Below are 19,553 nucleotides of genomic sequence, written 5' to 3' on the forward strand. Positions count from 1 at the left end.
CTGGCCTATGAGCGCCTTCGCCGCCGCGCGCCGCGCGATCATGGCGCAGCGCTGGACCGCGAGCCAGGCGGACGAGCTCGCATCGCTGATCAGGGTGGGCGACCTGCCGGGATCGCAGAAGCGCATGCTGTTCGCGAGCGCGCCGGACGACGTCACCGGGACCGAGGGGCTCGGCGTCGAGCTGCGCACCGGCGCCGACTATGCGGTCGCCCGGGCGCTGACCCGTCGCCGCCTCGGCCAGTACGACGGTCCCGGCGGCTCCCTACCGGGCATGTACTGGTCGAATGGCGAGGGCCTCGCCCTCCGCAAGATCCTGATGGAGCGCGACGCTGCGCAGATGACCGAGGTGGCCAATGGCTGACCGCCGCCAGATAGTGCTGGAAGCACTCAGCAAACGGATCGGCCGTCAAGGCGACATGGAGATCCGCGTCCACCGCAACACCATGCGGATCATCATGAAGCTGCTCGGCCTCGGCGACTGGGAGTTCGGGCAGGACAACTTCCGCGAGGTCGACGCGCTGGCGCTCGACATGCTCCGCCACCTGGCTTGGCAGCGCGCAATTTTTGGAGACCGCCTCAATGGCTGACACGATCGACGAGGCAAACGCGCTCGCCGAGCAGCACCTCGAGCGCAGCCTGCGCGCGGCGCGGCAGCCGATCGCCGTCGGCGCGCCGGGCGAGTGCGAGGAATGCGGCGAGGACATGCCGCGGCTGGTCAACGGCCGCTGCGCGCCCTGCCGAGATGGGAGCAGGCAGTGATAAGGCGTCAGTCTGTTTCGAGGTCCCAGCGCCCGGCTACATCGCTTAACGCTCGCTCGACAAAGTCCTCCATGCCCTCTGGGCATTCAACGACGACGTCCCAATTATGCTCGAATGGCCAGTCTTCATCCATTTCCACCGGCGTCGGCAGGTGGAATTCGATGCTCTGGTCCTCACTGTCGGCAGACATAAGGGCTGCCACCCTATCCAATTCCAATTGGATTTCCTCGGCAGTGTGCGTCGACCTGGCCATGGAGAGATCCCGTCTTAGGAGGGCACGTCGTATTAGAACACCTCGGAGCGCAGCATGATCCTCACCACACTGGCAGGACGGCAGAACTTCACCCGCATCCACGACGGTCACCGGCCGCTCTGGTGCGCGGAGGGGGCCCAAAGACGCATCACCGGCTCCAAGTGCCTGAACGCCGAACTCGCTAGTTCTAGCGGCCATGGCCGTTCCAGCTACGTTTTTGAAGACCCGCAGGAGTCAGCGGAGGAGGTTGTGCCGTGGGGATCCTACCGCACCCAAGTCAGGTTCCACCTAGCCGCGACGTCTTCGATTGCTCGGTATGCGAGGTGCTCCAAGCCGGTCGGTGTATCAACGCAGACGTCCCAATTATGCTCGAATGGCCAGCGTGGCCCGGCGAGGAACGGCCGCCGGAATTTCACCTGCTCTCCGTCTTCAGGCGTGCTGATAGAGGCAGCGACCCGCTTTAGCTCGTTCTGGATCTCGGCTGCTGTGTGCTGCGATCTCGACAAAGCACGTACTCCGGCATTCGGTGATGTGGTGCCCATACTAATTGATGTAAAATCATGATGCTGCTCGGAGTACTACTAGGTTCGCTCGCTCTGGAGCAGCCGTTCACCTGCACCGTCACCCGCGTCCACGACGGCGATGGTCCCCTTTGGTGCGCCGAGGGGCCGAAGGTCCGCATCGCTGGTGTCCAGGCGCCGGACTTCGCATCGGCCACGCCCTGCCGCCAGGGCCGCGCCGAGTACGTCTGCAGCGACGTGCGGGCCCGGGCGAGCCAGCGCACCGTCTCGGCGCTAGTGCTGCGCCGCCGGCTCACCTGCCAGGCTCTCGAGCCAAGCTACAACCGCATCGTCGCTCGCTGCCGCTTACCGGACGGCCGCGACCTCGCCTGCGCGATTACCGCTTCCGGTGCCGCCACTCGGTGGGATCGGTACTGGCGCCGCTACCACTTGGACCCCTGCCCCGCTCCCCGCGGTGGGCGGGCACCACAACCCTGAACGGAGAAGCCGACCATGGGCGCCGCTGAGAAGCTCGACGGCACAATCCCCTTCTGGCCCGCCGCGATGACGCGAGCGATGGCGCTCGCCTATACCAGTGTCTCCGAGACGCAGATGCGGCAATGGGAGCGTGAAGGTACAGTTCGCTTCCGAGCGCGCGGGCCGAACGGCTCGATGATCACCGAGCGTGCGCAGCTGGACGACGCGATCCGGAAGCTATTCGGCGACGTGGCCGAAGACATGGACTTCGGCGATGGCGACTGAACGCCTCCCCCATTATGTCAACGTGCGGAGACTTGCCAGCGGGCAGAAGGCGTACTTCTGGTGTCGCCCCGCCTGGGCGGATCCGAAGCTCGCCTCCTCCCCCGATGAGAAAGTTAGACGAAAGGCGCTTCGCCACGGCAAGACCTGCCCAGTTGAGAGCACGCCGCTCGGCACCGACGTCGCCGAGGTGATCGTTCGCGCCCGCGTGCTGAACGAAGCGTTCAAGGCTTGGCGGCTCGGCGACAAGGCGGAGGTGCCGCACGGCACGATCACATGGCTGTTCGACTGGTATCGGCAGCAGGATCGCTTCACCGAAAAGCGCCACCAGACGCGCGTCGGCTACGAGCGCGCTATGCGGTACGTCGAGGAAATGTCGATGAAGACCGGCACTTTTGGCCAGCGCCAGGCGGGCGCGGTCGACGGGCCCGCTGCGGACAAGCTGTACCAGCGCGCGATCGCCAAACACGGTGAGCGACAGGGCTCCTACATGATGCAGGTCTGCCGGCTGGTGTGGAGCTCAGCGTGCCGGCCGGGCTACTCCAAGCACACCGGTGTGAAGGTGAACCCCTTCAAGGGCATGGGCATCAAAACAAGCGTCGGGCCCGGCAAGGGCAACCGTGCAGCGACCCGGGCCGAATACGACCTCTATCGCGAGACGGCGCGCGCCATGGGCCGCCAGTCAATGGCGACAGCCGCGGCGCTCTGCTTCGAGACCTGCCAGCGGGTGACGGACGTGTTTGGGTTCGAGGATCCGGACAAGAAGGTCGTGCGAGGCTTCTATTGGGACGATTATCGCCCGGGCGAGCAGATCGCCGTCATCCAGTCTAAGACGGGCAAGCCGATCACCCTGCCGCTTGTCGACGGGGAAGGTGAGGATGCGGTGCAGCTATACCCGGAGCTGGAAGCAGAGCTTGCGCGCACGCCGCGCACTGAGGGAGCCGAGCACGAGATGATCGTGCGGGATGAGCGTACCGGGAAGGCGTACGGCATCGACTACATGCAGAAGCTACACAAGCGAATCCGTATCAAGGCCGGGCTGCCGAAGGACCTGCGGTTCACCAGCTTCCGACATGGTGGGCTGACCGAGATCGGCGACTCCGGTGAGGTAGATATCCGAGCGGTATCTGGACACTCGGAGATCAAAACAACGAAGATCTACGACAAAGCCAACCGCGAGAAAGCGCGACGGATCGGAAGAGCCCGGCGAGAACATATTGCGAGGATCACAGGCGATGCGTCTCTTGTCGAGGTAAGCGCCCGTATCTGATCCATTTCCTTCGGGTGCAGAATGGTTCTGCTAGGCGGCTCGCATGTGCGCTTGCTCTACGAAGGCTGCGTTGGCGTTCTGCTCCAGAACTTCGAGTAGCGCCGCGACGAAACGCCTCGCCTCCTCGCTCTTAAGCGAATAGAACACCTTCTGGCCCTCCCTCCTGGTGGAGACCATGCCAGAGGTTCTGAGTATCGCGAGTTGCTGCGATACGGCGGTCGTTCTTGAACGGATTGCCATCGCGAGTTCATTCACCGACTTCTCGCCATCGAGGAGTTCACAGATCAACATGCAGCGCGTGCGGCCAGCAAGAATCTTGAGGAACGCCGACGCGCGCTCCGTGAAGTTGTGAAAGTCGTCGCTCATGCTGTGCAGCGTATGTGAGACATGCAAAACATGGAAGGCTTTGAACGTATTAAGATTTCCGGGCGCCATATTGCTACGGCGTAGCAATATGCCCGAAGCCGCTCGAGAGGAGAGAGGAAAGGCGGGCGCTTGAGCGATCGGTTGCCCGGAGACGTCGCGTAACGTTCGATATCGCGTTCCGCCACCAGCGGGCTCTCGATCCCCAGCGCTCTCACCTCCATCGGGACGATGCTTCACGCGCTCACCAAAGCGATGAACGATTGCCGCGATGCTGGCGGTAGCCGCCATGGCGGAAATGGTGGGAAGCGGAAATGACCGCTTTTGGAGAACGAGACCGGCATAGCTGCCGTTGAGCGAGCCCCGGCGTGGGGCAGCTCACGACCAGCTCAAGACATTCAGCGTCGTTGATGTGAGCGGCGGCTCTTGCTGAAACCCGCCATTCATTTCTCGCAAATCAGCCGGTCGGCTTTGCGCCCACTGGCTGTCATTCAGCGAGCTGACCACTCTTCCCATAAGCGGACGCAAACGGACGACGGCTGATGGCGACACGACAATTCAGCCTGCCCTTTGCCCCCTGATGGCCCGGTTCGGTATGCCGTCGAGTTCGATGGATAGCTCCTCCTCGCGGAGAGCTTTAGAGAAAAGATATCCCTGTAGTTCGTTGCAGCCTATCGTTCGGAGCAGGGAGCCCTGCTCCATAGTCTCGACGCCCTCGGCTGTGACGGACAGGTTCATCGCGTGACCCAGGGCGATGACCGCTTGGACGATTGCAATCGCCTCCTGGTCCCGTCCTATCCGCTTGACGAAACTCTTGTCGATCTTGAGACGGTCTACCTTGAATCGTTTGAGGTAGCTCAGGCTGGAATAGCCAGTGCCGAAATCATCCAGGGCGATCCGGAAGCCTGCGCCGCGCAGGTCATGGAGCGCGGCGCGTACTTCTTCGGCATCATCAATCAGGATCCCCTCGGTCACCTCGAGCTCGATCTGCCGTGGATCCACGCCGCAGGTCTGCACGGTGGATCGCACGGTTGCGGCGAAGCCTTCCGCCTTGAACTGGACGGGAGACACGTTGACCGCCATCGTGAGGCCGGGCCATTGTTTGGAGACGCGGCATGCTTCCGCCAGCACCCAGCCGCCCAGCGCGTGAATCAGGCCCGCTTCCTCCGCGATCGGGATGAAGAGATCGGGCGTTAGCAGACCCTTTGCCGGGTGATCCCAACGGACAAGCGCCTCCAGCCCGACCACCGTCGCGCCGTTTGCATCCATTTTCGGCTGATAGGCGACGAACAGCTGCTGCCGGGCGCCGAGCGCCTTTCGCAAATCCTCTTCAAGCTCGCGCCGATTGGCGAGGCTCTCGTCCATCTCCGCGGTGAAGAAGCGATAGCCGTCGCGGCCGCTGGCCTTGACGCTGTACATCGCAATGTCGGCCTTGCGCAGCAGCTCGGTGCGATCGGAGCTGCGCGGAGTTCCCGTGGCGATGCCGATGCTGCCCCCGATCTGCACTTCCGATCCGAGAATCGGGAAGGGCTTGCGCAGCTCGGCGAGGCAGGCTTCGGCAAGCGTGCCGAGCGATTCCGCCTCGAGATCCTCGGTCAGGCAGATGGCGAACTCGTCGCCGCCCAGCCGCGCCAGCAGCCCGCCGTTGGGCAGCCGGGCCGAGAGGCGGCCTGCCACGCTCTGGATGAGTTGGTCCCCGGCAAGATGGCCCAGCGTGTCGTTGACGTGCTTGAACTTGTCCAGGTCGATGAGCAGCACGCCGAGCGCCTGCTGGGCGACATTTCCGGCGGCACCATCGACAACGCGATTGAATGCAGCCCGGTTCGGCAGGGCGGTAAGCACGTCGTGGTTGGCGAGATACTGGGCGCGCGCTTCCTTCGCCTGAAGCTCGAGCCGAGCGGCTTCCAGCGCACCGATCGAACGGGCATCCCTGAACATCAATCGCCCGACGACGAAGACGAGTGCCGCCAACAACGCGATCAGCGCAGCTGCCGCCGCGCCGCCCCGCTTGGCTATCGACCGCAGGATGTCGCGGCCGGGCATGTCCGGCCGCCAGCCGAGATGACCGACCAGCATGCCTTGCGACGACCGCAGGGGCACGCTGTACATGCCCGTCTTCGTCGACGCCGGTGCGGACACTATCTGCGCGTCGCGGATACCCCGGATGCGGCTCAGGTCGCCCATCAGCTTGCCGTCCAGGAAGCGGATGCTGATCAGCATGGGCTGCCGCCCTGGAGGGCCGGTCACGAGCTTGGAATCGGGGATCATCCGCATCACGCTGGCCGCGGCCGCACGCCCGGACACCTGTACGAGGTCGGTCGCGTGGAACGCGGCTGGGGAGGTGCGCACCGTGCTGTTCTGCGCCAGTTTTTGGCCAGGCAAGCGCTCGTGGGTGTTGGGTGCCCGGCGGAGCGAGCCTCTAGCCGCCTGGATCAGCGGGAGCAGCGCCGGTCGGACGCGCGCGAATATCGCCGGGGTGGCGCGCTCACCGCCTCGCATGGCGTACACCGGCCGGTCCTGGCCGTCGATGATGATGTCGAGCTCATGATTGAACACGTAGTTCAGCCAAACACCCACGTTTTTGTCGAGCCACTCTGCGTCAGGCTTGGCCTTCTGCACCTCCGCATAGGCAGGGTCCCAGATGGCGACGCCCGCCTGGCTCTGCGCGACGTCGTCGAGCACCGCGCCCAAGGCCAGATGCACGTCGTTCGCCTGTCGTCCGCGGATTGACTCATCGACCTCAGTGGCCGTCGCCCACAGGCTCCAGGTTCCGAACAGGACCAGCGCGGCCGCGAGGCAGAGCGCAGGCGCCGCCACGAAGGCAGTGAACCGCAGAGCAGGGCTGAGAGGGGGAAGGTGAGAACGATGGGACATGCATCTGCGCAACTAAAGAAGGGTCCGATGCAAGGTATTCAGGCTTCAATATTCAGAACAATTGCAGCCTGCACCGCTTGCGCCTCAGGGTAGGGCGCAATCGTTGTTTTTCGGTGAACTGCCACCATGCAGGTGTACCGCGTAGCGATTGTCGTGCCAGGATCCTCCCTCCTTAGAGGTTGCCTAATTAGGGAACGGGCCGGCCAGCACCGCCACGGCGACCTGTGAAGGGGGAGCGGCAAAAGGGCGGAGAGCACGGCCTCATCGGCAGCTGAGCGCCCAGTTCCAGCCGTTCAGCCGGCTCACCGAGTCCCCCGAAAGCCGGCGCAGACGGAATGGTGGCAAGGGGTGGCTGCTGGCTACACGGAGTGGCAGGAGCCGACCAACTTACGCCGTTCAGACGCGGTGGCAGGAACGTCCGCTCACACCGGAACCGGTCATTCGCAAGGAATCGATACGGTCTGGAATCGGGTCGAAGAAAGAAATCCACATTAGTTAAGACATCGTCATTGCGCGAGCGCCGGGACCGGTTGGCCGTCCTGGAACATGGGACCTTGCCGCATAATCGTCTGTTTGGCGCCACGTACTGTTGTGGTCTTCACGATGGCCGGGGGCGCACGAGGAGCTTTCGCCGGGGGATGAGAATGTTCGCGGGAAGAGATGTCGATCGGAGCTTCGATAGCGTTAGCCCCGCCCCAGCCCGCCGGCACCTGCAGTAACGAAGCTGTCGGCTGAACTGCCTGGATTTCAGGGGCCTAGCAGGCGTTAGCCAGAGTACGTAATCTCCCTCGGTTGCACGGAGCAGGGCGCGCCGTTGGCCGGGACCATCTATAATGAGGGCGTTCTACCGCGCTGCGCGGGTTGCGGCGATGACACCAGAGTGCGTGCTCCATGATCGATCTTGTGAACACAACCATTTCGAAGCGCTTGCGGCTGATTGCGACGCTGCCAACTGCTGCGGCGCTGTTGTTCGCGGGAAACATGCTGTTCCACCAGGCCGCGGCGCGCAGCGAAGCGGCCCAGGTGGCAGCCGGAACCGCGCTTTCGGTGCAGTTGGGCGACTTGGTACACGAACTACAACGCGAGCGGGGTTTTTCCGCGGGCTTCACAAGCAGCAAGGGGGGCAAGTTCGCCGACGAGCTACTGCGCCAGCGCGAGCAAACCGATCGCCAGGTTGAAAAGCTCAGGGGCATCGGAGCTACGGGCTCGCTGCACGAGGTTTCACAGGGGCTGGAGGAGCTCGGCCGGATTCGTGCTGCCATCGAGCAGCGCTCGCTAACGGTTCCGGTGCTTGCGGCGCGGTACACGAAGATGGTGAATACCTCGCTCCATGCGATCCAGCGACTTGCTACCTCCAACACGTCGAAGTCACAGGCGAAGGCGCAGGCCGCCTATATCTACATCATCCAGGGAAAAGAGGCCGCAGGGCTGGAACGTGCGATGGGCGCCACCGGCTTCGGTGCCGGTCGCTTCGATCCGGCGACGTTTCGATCATTCGTGGGCGTCATTGCGCTGCAGGACGGGGCATTTGCAAATTTCGGGCAGGCTGCGACAGACGCGCAGCGTGGCGCGCTCGATCGGTTATTGGCGGATCCCAGTGCGCGCATCGTGCAGCAGTATCGTGATGCCGCGTTCGCGGCCGGCGCGTCGGGCGCGTCGCTCGATCAGGATGCTGCGATGTGGTGGAAGGCGGCGACCACCCGCATCGAAGCCCTGAAAACGCTACAGGACTCGGTCGCGGCAGGCATGATCGCGGACGCTAACGCGCAGAAGACGCGCGCTGACCTTCTGCTGGCCGGCGCGGCGCTGCTTCTCCTCGCCATCGGCACGGCCCTGATCTTGCTGGTGCGGCGTATCACCCAGAGCATCATCGCCCCCCTGTCGCAGATCCGTTCCGCGACGGATGCAATTGGCCGCGGGGAACTGCGCGGCGATATCGCACTGCCCGGCGGCACCAACGAGCTCAGCGAGTTGGGCAAGAGCGTGGCCGTCCTGCGAACCCAGCTTCGGGAGGCGGAGGATGCCAAGGAGGCGCAGACCACGCTGATCGTCCAGAGCGTCGGCACCGGCCTTGCCGCCCTTGCGCGCGGTGATCTCGTCCACCGCGTGACTACCGAATTGAACGGCCCCTTCGCCATCCTGAAGACCAACTTCAACGCTGCGAGCGAAAGCCTCTGTTCGTTGATCGGCAACACCCTGCGGAGTGCCGAAGCGATTCGGGCCGGCTCCAAAGAGATTTCGCACGCCGCAGCGGATCTGGCGCGCCGTACTGAAAGCAATGCGGCTACGCTGGAGGAGACCTCCGCCTCGCTGGTGGAGGTTGATGCGCGGGTGCGTGCGACCGCCGCTTCTTCCGCCGAGACGATGCGCCGGGCCGACGATGCGATCACCACAATGCAGCATGGCCGCTCGATCACCAGCCAAGCGGTCGATTCCATGGGCACAGTGGCCATGAGTGCTCGGGACATCGACTCGGTGATCGAGGGGCTGGACAAGATCGCCTTTCAGACGCGCGTGCTCGCCATGAACGCCGCCGTCGAAGCCGGTCGCGCCGGCGAGGCGGGGCGGGGTTTCGCGGTCGTGGCGGATCTCGTTTCCGCCCTTGCAATGCGCGCGGAGGAAGAGGCCAAGCGAGCCCGCGAACAGCTGACGGTTACGCAGGCGGGGATCGCCACCGCCGTGGACGCCGTACGACGGGTCGATGGCGCGCTGGACGCCATCGCGGAAGGCGTCGCGACGGTCCACCAGCTGATCGGTACAATGAGCGACCACAACAATGCACAGTCGGGTTCCCTAAGCCAGATCACCAGTGCGGTTGCGGATGTCGATCGCGCGACGCAGCAGAACGCCGCCATGGTGGAACAGACGTCGGCCGCTGCGGCGAGCCTTGCCGAGGAGGTGGAAATCCTGGCCAGCCAGGCGAAGCGCTTCCAGGTGGATTCTGCCAACTCGCGATCGCCCGCAGCGGAGCGATCGCCACGCACGCGACCCCGTCATCAGAGGGATGCAGTACCGGCATAGATGCGTGCCGGGCCGCCCCCCTTTGCCTGGGGCCTCTACACTGCACGGTTGCAACTTGAGCGCAGGATGGACGCTGAATCCGCAGTCGAGCCCTGCTGGTACACCCCCTTGTTCCGGAAGGGCTGTCATCAAGGCTGGCGACACACGCACACCGGAACATCTTTGCCCCGTCGATAGGGCGTCTAGTCTTCAACTTCGAACGGACGCGGATCTCTTGCTACGAAGCGACGCCGGCCGGCGTCGCTCCTTTCAGCTATGTGGGTACGGCCCGCGGAAAATAGTAGATGCTGCCGCGGCTGATGTCGAGCCGCTGCGCCTGAGCGGCCAGCGGCAGCGTATCACCGCTGACAGCTCGGCAATTCACGTATCCCCGCTGTTCAAACGCCCCGAACAACCTCTGTCCCAGATTACGGTTTTCTAACCCCGAGGGCGCAGGTAGAGCGTGCCCCCCTCGGCTTCGGCCTGCCGTACCCATTGATCGGACACGCTTTCCATGTCTCAGATAGAATCGCATTCTGTTCGTTCCGACGACGCGCCTTCCGGCGCAGCGGCCCGGTCGAACGCGAGCGCGGAGGACGCAGTTTACCGTACGCTCCTCGAATCCACGCGTGCCATCCCGTGGAAGATCGACTGGGCGACCATGCGTTTCGAATATATCGGCCCCCAGATTGCGACGCTGCTCGGCTGGCCGCAAGACAGCTGGGTCTCGGTGGAGGACTGGGCGTCCCGCATTCACCCGGACGACCGGGAGCATGTCGTCAACTATTGTGTCGCTCAATCCATTGCGGGGGTGGATCATGAGGCAGATTATCGTGCGCTCACGCAAGATAGGGGGTTCGTCTGGATCCGCGACGTCGTCCACGTCGTTCGCAACGCCCAGGGAGATGTGGAGAGCCTGATCGGCTTCATGTTCGACATCAGCGAACGCAAGCGGATCGAGCAGGAATTAGCGAAGATGCAACGGAAGCTGGAAGCCCTATCTTTCGAGGACGGACTGACCCGGATCGCGAACCGTCGGCGGTTCGACGAACGGCTCGAAGCCTGCTGGGAGGAGGCGCGTCGCACGCGCCGCCCGCTGTCGATGATCTTGCTCGACATCGATCATTTCAAGGGGTTCAACGATCTATACGGCCATCTCCGTGGCGACGAGTGCCTCGTGTCGGTCGCCGCCGCGCTGAAGAAAGTCGGACGCGAACAGGATGTCGTCGCGCGGTTCGGTGGCGAGGAGTTTGTCCTGCTTCTACCCCAGACGGACGAAGCCGCTGCGCTGGATTTCGCGCGGCGTTGCTGCCATGCCATCGAGGCACTCGCAATTCCCAACGCAGCGTCGGACTGCAGCCCGTTCGTCACCGCGAGCCTGGGCGTCAGCACCGTGGTCCCGTGCGATGGCCAGCATGTCCGCGACTTCTGCGAGGGCGTTGATCGGCTGCTGTATGGCGCCAAAAAGAACGGGCGGAATCAACTGCTTTCGGCTTGACGCGTGCACTACGCGCGGCGCGTTATGGGCAACCCCGGCATCCCCGCACCGTCTGCAGCCGTCGAGGGTCATATCCGAAGCGGCGTGGCCGACGCTGATGCGACTCGCTGGCGAACTCGACGAGCTTCTTTACGATCGATGTTGAGATCGCTCGACATGATGCGGAGGCTTAGGCAGCACGCCAACGGATGACAATCCTACATCAACCGGATCGGGCGCTGGTGGCATGTTCAGGCGACTACCTCCCGCAACGGATGTGCCCGGGGGAGAGCGAAGCAGAAGACAGCCCCGCCCTCGACGCGGTTCTCCGCCCAAAGTCGCCCACCATGCGCTTCGACGATGGTGCGGCAGATTGGCAGCCCCAAGCCGGTGCCGGTTGTCTTCGTCGTCCGAAACGGCTCGAACAGGTTGCTGAGCATCGCCTCATCAAGGCCTTCACCGTTATCTGCAATTTCCACCAAGACCTCCTCCTCGGAGACCCTGGTCACCATCCGCAGCCAAGGCTCCGACCGATGTTGCGTCGCCTCCAATGCGTTACGCGCCAAATTTGTCACGACCTGCTCAAGCTGAAGCGGATCTCCCAATATGGTCGCAGGCTGGGTGTCGAAGTCACAGTCTAAGGTCGCACCCTTGAAGAGGTTGAAATGCTGGATAGAGGCTCGCGCACTTTCGATGATGGCCGAGAAGCTGATCAACTGGGTTTCAATTTCTCCGGTCTGTGCGAATGCGCGAATGCGCCGGATGATTCCGCCTGCGCGCTGCGCCTGCACGTTGGCCTGGTCCAATGCATCCAATTCGGCGGGGTCGGTGTCGGTGCGTGCCTTCGCGATGTACTTGCACGTCGCGATATAGTTGGTCAGCGCCGCGAGCGGCTGATTCAGTTCGTGCGCGAGGGTGGAAGCGACCGCCCCCATGGCGCTCAACCGCGCAACGCCGAGCAATCGCTCATTGGCCTCTCGGAGCCGCGCCGCTGCTTCGAAATCGCGGGTCACGTCCATCACGAGGCCGAGCAGCCGGGGCTTGTCGGGTTGCAAGTCGCAACTTCCGTACATTCGAAGCCACCGCTTCCGCTCGTTTGCCGGCAAGACGCTGATTGTGCAGTCTATCACCCCGCCGGCTATCGCTGCCTTTGACACCGCCGTCGTCAGCAACTCAAACTGATCCTCCGCGATGATTTCTTTCAGGCTTTCGAACGGCAGGGCGTCCTCCCGCGGTTCCTGCCCGAACAGGCAGGCACTTTCCGCAGAGTGGTGCAGCCGCATTTGCGGCAGGTCGATCTCCCATACCCCTGTGCCACTGGCCTCCAGCGCGAGACGGAGTCGTCTTTCGCTTTCGGCGAGCGCGTTGCGAGCTTCCACCCGTTCGGTGATGTCGTTGGAAACGGCGATCAGATGGTCGGGGGTGCCGTCGGGCCGCCGAACGATATTGGTTGCCACGTCCAAGATGCGGCAATTGCCCTGACGGGTGAGGATAGCACGCTCCTCGGAAACATCACAATTTCCTCCGAGCGCTCCGGCTGAAGGAAGATTTGTGCCATAGGGAGGCGCATTGGGTTCGAGGAGCCGATAGTCGGCACCCACGATCTCTTCCCTGGCATAGCCGCAAATTTCCAGGCCACGCGCATTCATCTCCAGGTATGTGCCATCAAGCGATAGAAGCGCCACTCCAACACCATGTTGGTCGAAGACGGCGCGATATCGCTGCTCAGCGATCTTTCGATGCGCGTCCAATCTCCGTTTGTCTGCGAAGGCTGCCAGCAACAGTGTGGACGCGCTGACGACCGCGACAAATCCTTGGGCCAGCAGTGTCCGGGAGTGCGGGGGCGCAAGGGCGAATGGTCCTAGGCCCAGGCTGGTGCCGCACAGAACGATAAGCGTCACGATTGCAGTAGCGGTCACCGCGCCGCGGAGGTGATAGACAAGGGCTACGCAGATAAGAGGCGGGTATACCAGCCAAGCGATCGGATCCGTGTCGTTGCGCAGGAATGTCCATGAAGCCACCGCCGTGGTGATCGCGAGCAGGGAGGCAAGGCCGAGCCAATCCGCAATATGCCATCTCTGCATCGGAGTGGCTGCCCACACGAGTACCAGAGGCGTTGCTATCATCATGCCCAGGCCAAAACGTATCCAGCGGCCAACAATCTCCGTCGGCAACTCCACCGGTCTCATCAGCGCTATGCCGACGCCGCTGATCGCCGCGGCTACAAGGGACCCTATTGCAACCGCGCCGAGAACCCGGAGCAGCGCTTGCGGTTCAAGCAGGTCGCTCGACTCCACGCTCGTCCGTCCGATGACCCACGCAGTGCAAATGCCCCCGATCGTCAGGGCGGCGGTTGTCGCAACCGGCTCCACGCCGACGTGAAACGAGTTCAATAGAAGGAAGGCGCAGAATATTCCCATTGAAACTGCCGGCCACCTTCTGATCCCTCCTGATGTCAGTCCGGCGACGGCGATGCCGATCGATAACGAGATCGGAACCGTTACCTCAAAGACGCGGAACCAAAGCAGCCAGAACGTACTGGCGGCGAGGCAGCCTGCGAAAAGCACAGCATCATAATGGTAACGATGTATAATCTTCAGCAGATTTGGCATGGATGCCTCGCACCGCCGATCTGCGGCGTTATTTTAGAATTATGTCATTATCGAAGATCGCGCAAGAAACGTACTTCTCGACGAGAAGGGTGCTGATTGGTGGGTCGCGTCCCTCAACGAGGGTGTGATTGGGTGTGGCATCGGTGACGTGCTTCCCTGAACTCCTCCAGTTTGCGCTACGGCCCTCAATTGAGTCAGCTGCTGCCCGGTCTCGGAGCACCTGTGCTCACATCGCCACGCATCAGGACCTGCGCCTTGCCATTCGGCTCCCGCCGGATCGGAGCGAACCGCTTCAGCTCCCCGCTCGGAGAACCGGTGACTATCGGGGCTCCCAGCCTCGGTGAGAGGCACTTGCTATTGATGTGATGCCCAACCCTCAGGGTCGAGGAGTTCCCGATTGTGCCGTGCGGCTCGATAAAACCGACAACGGCTTCTGGAGGCGTGATGGAGGCGGCTTAACGGCAGGGCGCGTTCTGCATCTACCGGCTCATTACGCCGTGATCACCGGTGTGACGCGCACGGTGCGGCCGGAGCAGGCCGCCGTGCCCCCGCAGCACGTCCGCCAGCGTGTGGCGGCGAATCACGTCCATGAACGCGCGTCGCGCCTCGTCCAACACCCCGGGCAGATTGCAGCCGCGGGCCAGCCGGCAGCCGGTGCAATCAACCATCGGGCAGCGTGGTTCGGTGGCGTCAAGCACCGCGCCTAGATTGATTTCGGCCGGATCGCGCGCCAGCCGGATTCCACCGCTGCGCCCGCGCACCGCCTGGATGAAGCCGGCATGCGCGAGACCGTTGGCGATCTTCATCAGATGGGTGGCGGAGATGTCCTGCTCTTCCGCCACGGAGGCGATGGAGACGCGCCCCAGCCCGGTGCTGCCCAGATGAATGAGCAGACGGAGCGCATAATCGGAGTGACGGGTCAGTTGCATGCCGGGGCCTTCTTACCTGGCCAAGCATGCAGATGCAGTGGGGAAAGCACGTAGTTTTGACATTCGTCAAAGTGGCGGGAGTGCCGGTCGAATAACTGGAATTCGAAATTCAGCTTTACTTGGAGACCGGCAATGTACTGCGTCCAGTGCGAACAATCGAACAAGGGCGGCTGCGCTGCGAAGATGGGATCTTGCGGCAAGACGGCGCAGGTCGCCGATCTGCAGGACGTGTTGTTGCGCGTGATGCAGGGCGTCTCGGTCTATGCCGATCGCGCGGCCGCGAGGGGCGCGCGCGATGCAGCGGTGGACGCCTTCACGCCGCACGCCTGGTTCACCACGTTGACCAACGTCAACTTCGACGACACGCGCTTCGTGCCGTTGATCGGGCGCGCACTTTCGATGCGGGAGCGGGCGCGGCTGCTCGCGGAGGCGGCCGGCGCGGACCTCTCGGCGCTTGCCGAACCTGCCAGCTGGAATCCCGGCACCACCGCGTCCGAACTGGCGGCGGCCGCGCCGTTCGCCGCGATCCAGCGCTTCATGGATCGTGATGGGCCCAGCATCGTCGGGCTTCGTAACCTGATCCTGTACGGGCTGAAGGGCACCGCGGCGTACGGCGAGCATGCCCGCGTGCTCGGAGTCGAAGATGGGGCGGTCAGCGCCGAGTTCCACCGCATCGCCGCCTTCCTCGCCGCCGATCCGACCGACGTGGACGCGCTGCTGGGCAACGCGCTGGCGATCGGCGCGCTCAACCTGAAGGTGATGGAGATGCTCGACGCTGCCAATACCGGCCGCTTCGGCCACCCGGAGCCGACGGCGGTGCGGATGACGCCGCGCGCGGGTAAGTGCCTGCTCGTCTCCGGCCACGACATGGGCGATCTGGAGGCGATCCTCCAGCAAAGCGAAGGCACGGGCGTGCTGGTGTACACGCATGGCGAATTGCTGCCGGCCAACGCCTATCCGGGCCTGAAGAAATATGCGCATCTCGCCGGCAATTACGGCGGGGCCTGGCAAGACCAGCAGAAGGATTTCGACGCCTTTCCGGGGGCGATCGTGATGACCTCCAACTGCCTGATTAACCCCAATCTGAAAGGCTATGCAGACCGCATCTTCACCGCCGGGCCGGTGGGCTGGAACGGGCTGCCACACCTGACCGATCACGATTTCGCGCCGGCCATCGCCTGCGCGCAGGCTCAACCTGGCTTCGCCGAGGACGCTGCCGAACAGACCATCACCATCGGCTTTGCCCGCAACACGGTGATGGGTGTGGCCGACACGCTCCTAGGCATGATCGGCAAGGGCGAGGTGAAGAACCTGTTCCTGATCGGCGGCTGCGACGGTGCGCGTCCTGGCCGCAACTATTTCCACGACCTTGCCATGGCGACGCCGCAGGACAGCCTGGTGCTGACGCTCGGCTGCGGCAAGTTCCGCTTCAACCGCGAGGAACTGGGCAGCATCAACGGTGTGCCGCGCGTGCTCGACATCGGCCAGTGCAACGATGCCTATTCGGCCATCCGCATCGCGACGGCGATGGCCGAGGCGCTGGGCGTCGGCGTGAACGACCTTCCGCTGCATTATGCGATCAGCTGGTTCGAGCAGAAGGCGACTGCGGTGCTGTTGACAATGCTGCACCTCGGACTGCGACGCATTCATCTAGGCCCGACGCTGCCGCAGTTCCTCACGCCCGAAGTGCTCGGAATCCTGGTCGAAAAATTCGACATCCGCCCGACCGGCGATGCCCATGTCGACCTGCAACAGATGCTGCAGGCCGCCTGACAGCGATCCCGCCCGGCAAGCCGTTACAAGGCGTGCCGGGCGGGCTTGTCTCATGCAGCGACACCGTATTCCAGGATAGACAGTCGATGCCGTTATGGTGGCGCGCGCCGGCTTCTCAGCTGTAGTCCGCCGTCACTCACACCCCAGACGTCGTCCAGGGGCCCCTGCCATCCTGCTGGAGGGCGCTACGGAGTCGCCGACTTGTCTGCGCCTAGCTGAAATAGGCGATCGCGCTAGCCAAAAAAAATCAACTGCCGGCGTCAGCTCGAGAGCGGCAACTTGCTATCGTCGGCGGCATGGCCGCCACGCCCGCAACAGCAACTTCCCCCAGATTGGCCGCAGCGTGTCCGCGAGCGGCCGCTTCTTCCGAAACCCGACATTCACGGTAATCCTCTGGAACGGCGGCGAAGTCCCACGATCCGGCGATCGCCTGCGGCGGTACCGACCCAAAATTGGCCGTTCATGGCAGCTTCGGTGAACGTCCGGTCCTGATAGAAGCTGCTGTTCGAGATTTGCGAAGCAGCCGGTTGCGCGAAAGCCCTGCTGGCCTTTCGGTCGAGGGAGTTACGTAGATTCCTTCAGTGCCCCTTTAACCGCTGTGTAGTGCCTCCTGTGCTTAATTACGCGAATGCCTCTGGATTCGAGCTTCCCTCTGCGCCAGACAACCGGCCGAGTCGGCATGGCAGCGCAAGCAGCCCTTGTGTTTGCATCGTCGCTCGTTGGGCTTGCACCTCCCGAGCGCGGCTCGATGCTGCTTGTCCCTCTCACCGCCCAGGCTTCTCGGGACATTGACACGCTTGTTGCGCGGTCCGGAGCGGAAGTGACGGGCATCGGCTACCTGCCGAGCTCACGCTTTGTGCGGGGCGAGCGGATCCCCTTATTGCCCCAGATGCTTCGGAGTGGCGTCCTTGTGGTCTCCGGGAGCCCTCCCCTATGCGGCAAACTTCAGGGAAATTGATGCAGTGAATATGCTTTCGCTTAATGCGCTGCGCCTCATCGGGATGCGCTTCCTGGCGGTCCTTATGGCGACGATGGCGCTAGCCAATGTCGCGGGTGCCGTCGTGACGGGCGATTGGTCGCTAGGTCTCATGGCCACGGTCCTAGTCGCTTACCCGATCTTCCTCGCGCTGAAGGGCTCTGGCGATACGCGCGCTCGCATGATCGTTACCATGACCATCGTCGCACAGCCGGCGCTCTTGCTCATCCTTTTCAAAGGCGAAGCGTGGCAGGTCGATCTGCACATGATCTTCTTCGCAGCACTCGCTGCAAGCGCTGTCCTTTGCGACCCGAAGGCGTTGATCGCAGGGACGGTCGTCGTCGCCGTGCACCATCTCCTCTTAGGCATGCTCATGCCCGATTGGGTTTTCACGAACGGCGGAGGCCTCGGCCGCATCTTGCTGCACGCAGTCGTCCTGATTGCCGAAGCCGGAGCCCTGGTCCTGATGGCGACCAGCATGACACGTCTCCTCGAAGCGCTGCGACTGGAGAGCCAACAGCGCGCCGAAACCGAAGCCGCGACTTCCCTGGAGCGTCAGCAACAGGCGGACGAACTCCGGTCGATCATCACCACGGTGAGCAGTGGCCTTGCAGCGCTTGCCGATGGAGATCTCACCCAATCACTGAAGGGGCGGCTGCCCAAGGCCTACCGGACCTTGGAACAAGCATTCGATCAGACGCTCAATCAGCTCCAGTCCCTGCTCTCGGCGATCAACGACAGCACGGTGGCGATCCATGGAGGCGCGACCGAAATTGCCCGCGCATCGGAGAATCTCGCCAAAAGAACCGAGGCGAACGCTGCCGCGCTGGAGCAGACCACGGCAGCCATAATTCAGATCGACCAGCGTCTAGTTGAGACCGCAAGCGCCGCGCGCCAGACAGTTACTCGGGCCGACGCTGCAGTGAGCACGGTAAATGCGGGTCGAGAGACCGCCAGCGAGGCCGCCGAGGCTATGGGTAAAGTCAATGACAGCGCAAAAGGCATCGACAGCGTCATCGAAGGCTTAGACAAGATTGCGTTCCAAACGCGCGTTCTTGCGATGAATGCGGCCGTCGAAGCTGGGCGCGCGGGGGAAGCAGGTAGAGGGTTCGCCGTTGTCGCAGACTTGGTGTCGGCATTGGCCATGCGCGCCGAGGAGGAGGCTGGCCGAGCCAAAGACCAGCTGACGACGACACAACTGCAGGTCGAAAGCGCCGTTGACATGGTCCTCCGCGTTGGAGTCGCCTTCAACGACATCACCAACGACGTCGATGAGGTCCGCTCGCAACTCTCGACCATGGCCTCTGCGAACCAGTCGCAGTCGAAGGCAGTGAACGAGATCAGCGTCGCGCTCGCGGAAATGGACCGGTCGACGCAGCAGAATGCAGCGATGGTCGAAGAAACGTCCGCCGCTGCGCGACAGCTCGCACAGGAGGTAGCGGTGCTCAGTGAGCAGGCGAGCCGCTTTCGCTCGGAAGGCTCCAAGCGGGCAAGACCCGCCGCCACTGCCAGCGCGCCACCGCGTGCCGAGCGATCAGCGGCGGCTCGGCAGAGCACTGTGAACGCAGGAGAATGGGCAAGCTTTTGATGCTATGCAGCCGAGCGAAGCACGTTCGAAAGTTCGCCGCCTCCGCAAGCTGTCCTTTTGAACGTCCGATGTTCGGCTGCAAGCCGACGCTTCACGAACACGCGGTAACGGCAGCTTCGTCCCAGGCCTCGTCATTGCAGCTTCGACGTCAGAGATGAACAAACGGCAGGTGTCGGGTTCCACAATTGCGACGCTGAACGACTCGGATTGGGCGGGGAGCCGACGCTCTTTTTCGCGCAACGGCCGCCACCGGACGCTTACAGCGACGGGAACAGACCGCGAATGTCAAAACACGTGTCCAAACACATGTCAAAACGGCCCGGCACCAGCATGCGCCGAGCGTCCAAAAGTCTCGGTTTATAATGGTTTGTGTGGTGGCCCGGAGAGGATTCGAACCTCCGACCTCTCGATTAGGAATCG

General features: G+C 63.2%; 15 protein-coding genes. 10 read left to right on the forward strand and 5 right to left on the reverse strand.

The features are described 5' to 3' along the window. Positions 1–7: 7 nt before the first annotated feature. From B215_RS0108975 to B215_RS0108985, 3 genes are read left to right on the forward strand one after another with little or no spacing between them, the layout of a single operon-like run. Complete coding sequence (locus B215_RS0108975) at positions 8–361, forward strand: hypothetical protein (RefSeq protein WP_019369314.1); 354 nt, start codon at positions 8–10, stop codon at positions 359–361. Then, the gene (locus B215_RS0108980) at positions 354–587 is read left to right on the forward strand and encodes a hypothetical protein (protein ID WP_019369315.1); all 234 of its coding nucleotides are present in this window, start codon (positions 354–356) and stop codon (positions 585–587) included. The genes B215_RS0108975 and B215_RS0108980 overlap by 8 nt, the downstream gene beginning before the upstream one ends. Next, positions 580–759 carry a hypothetical protein gene (locus B215_RS0108985; protein ID WP_019369316.1) on the forward strand — a complete coding sequence of 60 codons (180 nt, stop codon included), beginning with the start codon at positions 580–582 and terminating at the stop codon, positions 757–759. Before B215_RS0108980 ends, B215_RS0108985 begins: the two co-directional genes overlap by 8 nt. 7 nt (positions 760–766) lie before the next feature. Here B215_RS0108985 and B215_RS0108990 read toward each other — a convergent pair whose 3' ends face one another. Beyond that, entirely contained in the window at positions 767–1,012 is a 246-nt protein-coding gene (locus tag B215_RS0108990) for a hypothetical protein (RefSeq protein ID WP_019369317.1), read from the reverse strand. Positions 1,013–1,572: 560 nt separating this feature from the next. Here B215_RS0108990 and B215_RS0108995 point away from each other — a divergent pair. Genes B215_RS0108995 through B215_RS19890 form a run of 3 tightly spaced genes read left to right on the forward strand, consistent with a single transcriptional unit; the run spans position 1,573 to position 3,541 of the window. Beyond that, positions 1,573–2,010, forward strand: a complete 438-nt coding sequence (locus tag B215_RS0108995; protein WP_019369318.1) for a thermonuclease family protein — start codon at positions 1,573–1,575, stop codon at positions 2,008–2,010. A gap of 15 nt (positions 2,011–2,025) precedes the next feature. Beyond that, a complete protein-coding gene (locus B215_RS0109000) occupies positions 2,026–2,274 on the forward strand; it encodes a hypothetical protein (protein ID WP_019369319.1) in 249 nt (82 codons plus the stop codon). Then, positions 2,264–3,541 carry a tyrosine-type recombinase/integrase gene (locus B215_RS19890; RefSeq protein ID WP_082664475.1) on the forward strand — a complete coding sequence of 426 codons (1,278 nt, stop codon included), beginning with the start codon at positions 2,264–2,266 and terminating at the stop codon, positions 3,539–3,541. Before B215_RS0109000 ends, B215_RS19890 begins: the two co-directional genes overlap by 11 nt. A gap of 30 nt (positions 3,542–3,571) precedes the next feature. Here the strand turns inward: B215_RS19890 and B215_RS21815 are convergent, their stop codons facing one another. Together B215_RS21815 and B215_RS19895 are read right to left on the reverse strand one after the other, a co-directional pair. Beyond that, a complete protein-coding gene (locus B215_RS21815; protein WP_236704484.1) occupies positions 3,572–4,195 on the reverse strand; it encodes an ArsR/SmtB family transcription factor in 624 nt (207 codons plus the stop codon). A 267-nt stretch (positions 4,196–4,462) separates the two neighbouring features. Beyond that, on the reverse strand, positions 4,463–6,721 hold the full coding sequence (locus B215_RS19895; protein ID WP_019369322.1) for a putative bifunctional diguanylate cyclase/phosphodiesterase: 2,259 nt from the start codon (positions 6,719–6,721) through the stop codon (positions 4,463–4,465). Between the two features lie 948 nt (positions 6,722–7,669). On the opposite strand from B215_RS19895, the gene B215_RS20615 reads away from it, so the two are divergent. Further along, the gene (locus B215_RS20615) at positions 7,670–9,799 is read left to right on the forward strand and encodes a methyl-accepting chemotaxis protein (RefSeq protein WP_019369323.1); all 2,130 of its coding nucleotides are present in this window, start codon (positions 7,670–7,672) and stop codon (positions 9,797–9,799) included. A gap of 493 nt (positions 9,800–10,292) precedes the next feature. Next, positions 10,293–11,276 (forward strand): GGDEF domain-containing protein, encoded by a 984-nt coding sequence (locus tag B215_RS0109025; RefSeq protein WP_019369324.1) that lies wholly within the window; start codon positions 10,293–10,295, stop codon positions 11,274–11,276. A gap of 230 nt (positions 11,277–11,506) precedes the next feature. On the opposite strand, the gene B215_RS20620 is transcribed toward B215_RS0109025, so the two are convergent. Next, the gene (locus B215_RS20620) at positions 11,507–13,867 is read right to left on the reverse strand and encodes an ATP-binding protein (protein WP_050990155.1); all 2,361 of its coding nucleotides are present in this window, start codon (positions 13,865–13,867) and stop codon (positions 11,507–11,509) included. 479 nt (positions 13,868–14,346) lie between these two features. Next, a complete protein-coding gene (locus tag B215_RS0109035; RefSeq protein WP_019369326.1) occupies positions 14,347–14,796 on the reverse strand; it encodes an RrF2 family transcriptional regulator in 450 nt (149 codons plus the stop codon). A gap of 132 nt (positions 14,797–14,928) precedes the next feature. Here B215_RS0109035 and hcp point away from each other — a divergent pair, with 132 nt between their 5' ends. Further along, the gene (hcp, locus tag B215_RS0109040) at positions 14,929–16,569 is read left to right on the forward strand and encodes a hydroxylamine reductase (protein WP_019369327.1); all 1,641 of its coding nucleotides are present in this window, start codon (positions 14,929–14,931) and stop codon (positions 16,567–16,569) included. Between the two features lie 968 nt (positions 16,570–17,537). Further along, positions 17,538–19,133, forward strand: coding sequence for a methyl-accepting chemotaxis protein (locus B215_RS19910; RefSeq protein WP_019369328.1), 1,596 nt, complete (start codon positions 17,538–17,540; stop codon positions 19,131–19,133). Positions 19,134–19,553: the final 420 nt, after the last annotated feature.

It is taken from the genome of Sphingomonas sp. ATCC 31555 (assembly GCF_000282895.1).
Lineage (GTDB): Bacteria > Pseudomonadota > Alphaproteobacteria > Sphingomonadales > Sphingomonadaceae > Sphingomonas.

Excerpts from the sequence above, each read along its gene's own strand:
- B215_RS0108990 (WP_019369317.1), bottom strand. The coding sequence starts at position 1,012 with ATGGCCAGGTCGACGCACACTGCCGAGGAAATCCAATTGGAATTGGAT.
- B215_RS19890 (WP_082664475.1), top strand. The coding sequence starts at position 2,264 with ATGGCGACTGAACGCCTCCCCCATTATGTCAACGTGCGGAGACTTGCC.
- B215_RS0109000 (WP_019369319.1), top strand. The coding sequence starts at position 2,026 with ATGGGCGCCGCTGAGAAGCTCGACGGCACAATCCCCTTCTGGCCCGCC.
- B215_RS20620 (WP_050990155.1), bottom strand. The coding sequence starts at position 13,867 with ATGCCAAATCTGCTGAAGATTATACATCGTTACCATTATGATGCTGTG.
- B215_RS0108975 (WP_019369314.1), top strand. The coding sequence starts at position 8 with ATGAGCGCCTTCGCCGCCGCGCGCCGCGCGATCATGGCGCAGCGCTGG.
- hcp (WP_019369327.1), top strand. The coding sequence starts at position 14,929 with ATGTACTGCGTCCAGTGCGAACAATCGAACAAGGGCGGCTGCGCTGCG.
- B215_RS0108980 (WP_019369315.1), top strand. The coding sequence starts at position 354 with ATGGCTGACCGCCGCCAGATAGTGCTGGAAGCACTCAGCAAACGGATC.
- B215_RS21815 (WP_236704484.1), bottom strand. The coding sequence starts at position 4,195 with ATGGCGGCTACCGCCAGCATCGCGGCAATCGTTCATCGCTTTGGTGAG.
- B215_RS0109035 (WP_019369326.1), bottom strand. The coding sequence starts at position 14,796 with ATGCAACTGACCCGTCACTCCGATTATGCGCTCCGTCTGCTCATTCAT.
- B215_RS19910 (WP_019369328.1), top strand. The coding sequence starts at position 17,538 with ATGCTTTCGCTTAATGCGCTGCGCCTCATCGGGATGCGCTTCCTGGCG.
- B215_RS0108995 (WP_019369318.1), top strand. The coding sequence starts at position 1,573 with ATGATGCTGCTCGGAGTACTACTAGGTTCGCTCGCTCTGGAGCAGCCG.
- B215_RS0108985 (WP_019369316.1), top strand. The coding sequence starts at position 580 with ATGGCTGACACGATCGACGAGGCAAACGCGCTCGCCGAGCAGCACCTC.
- B215_RS20615 (WP_019369323.1), top strand. The coding sequence starts at position 7,670 with ATGATCGATCTTGTGAACACAACCATTTCGAAGCGCTTGCGGCTGATT.
- B215_RS0109025 (WP_019369324.1), top strand. The coding sequence starts at position 10,293 with ATGTCTCAGATAGAATCGCATTCTGTTCGTTCCGACGACGCGCCTTCC.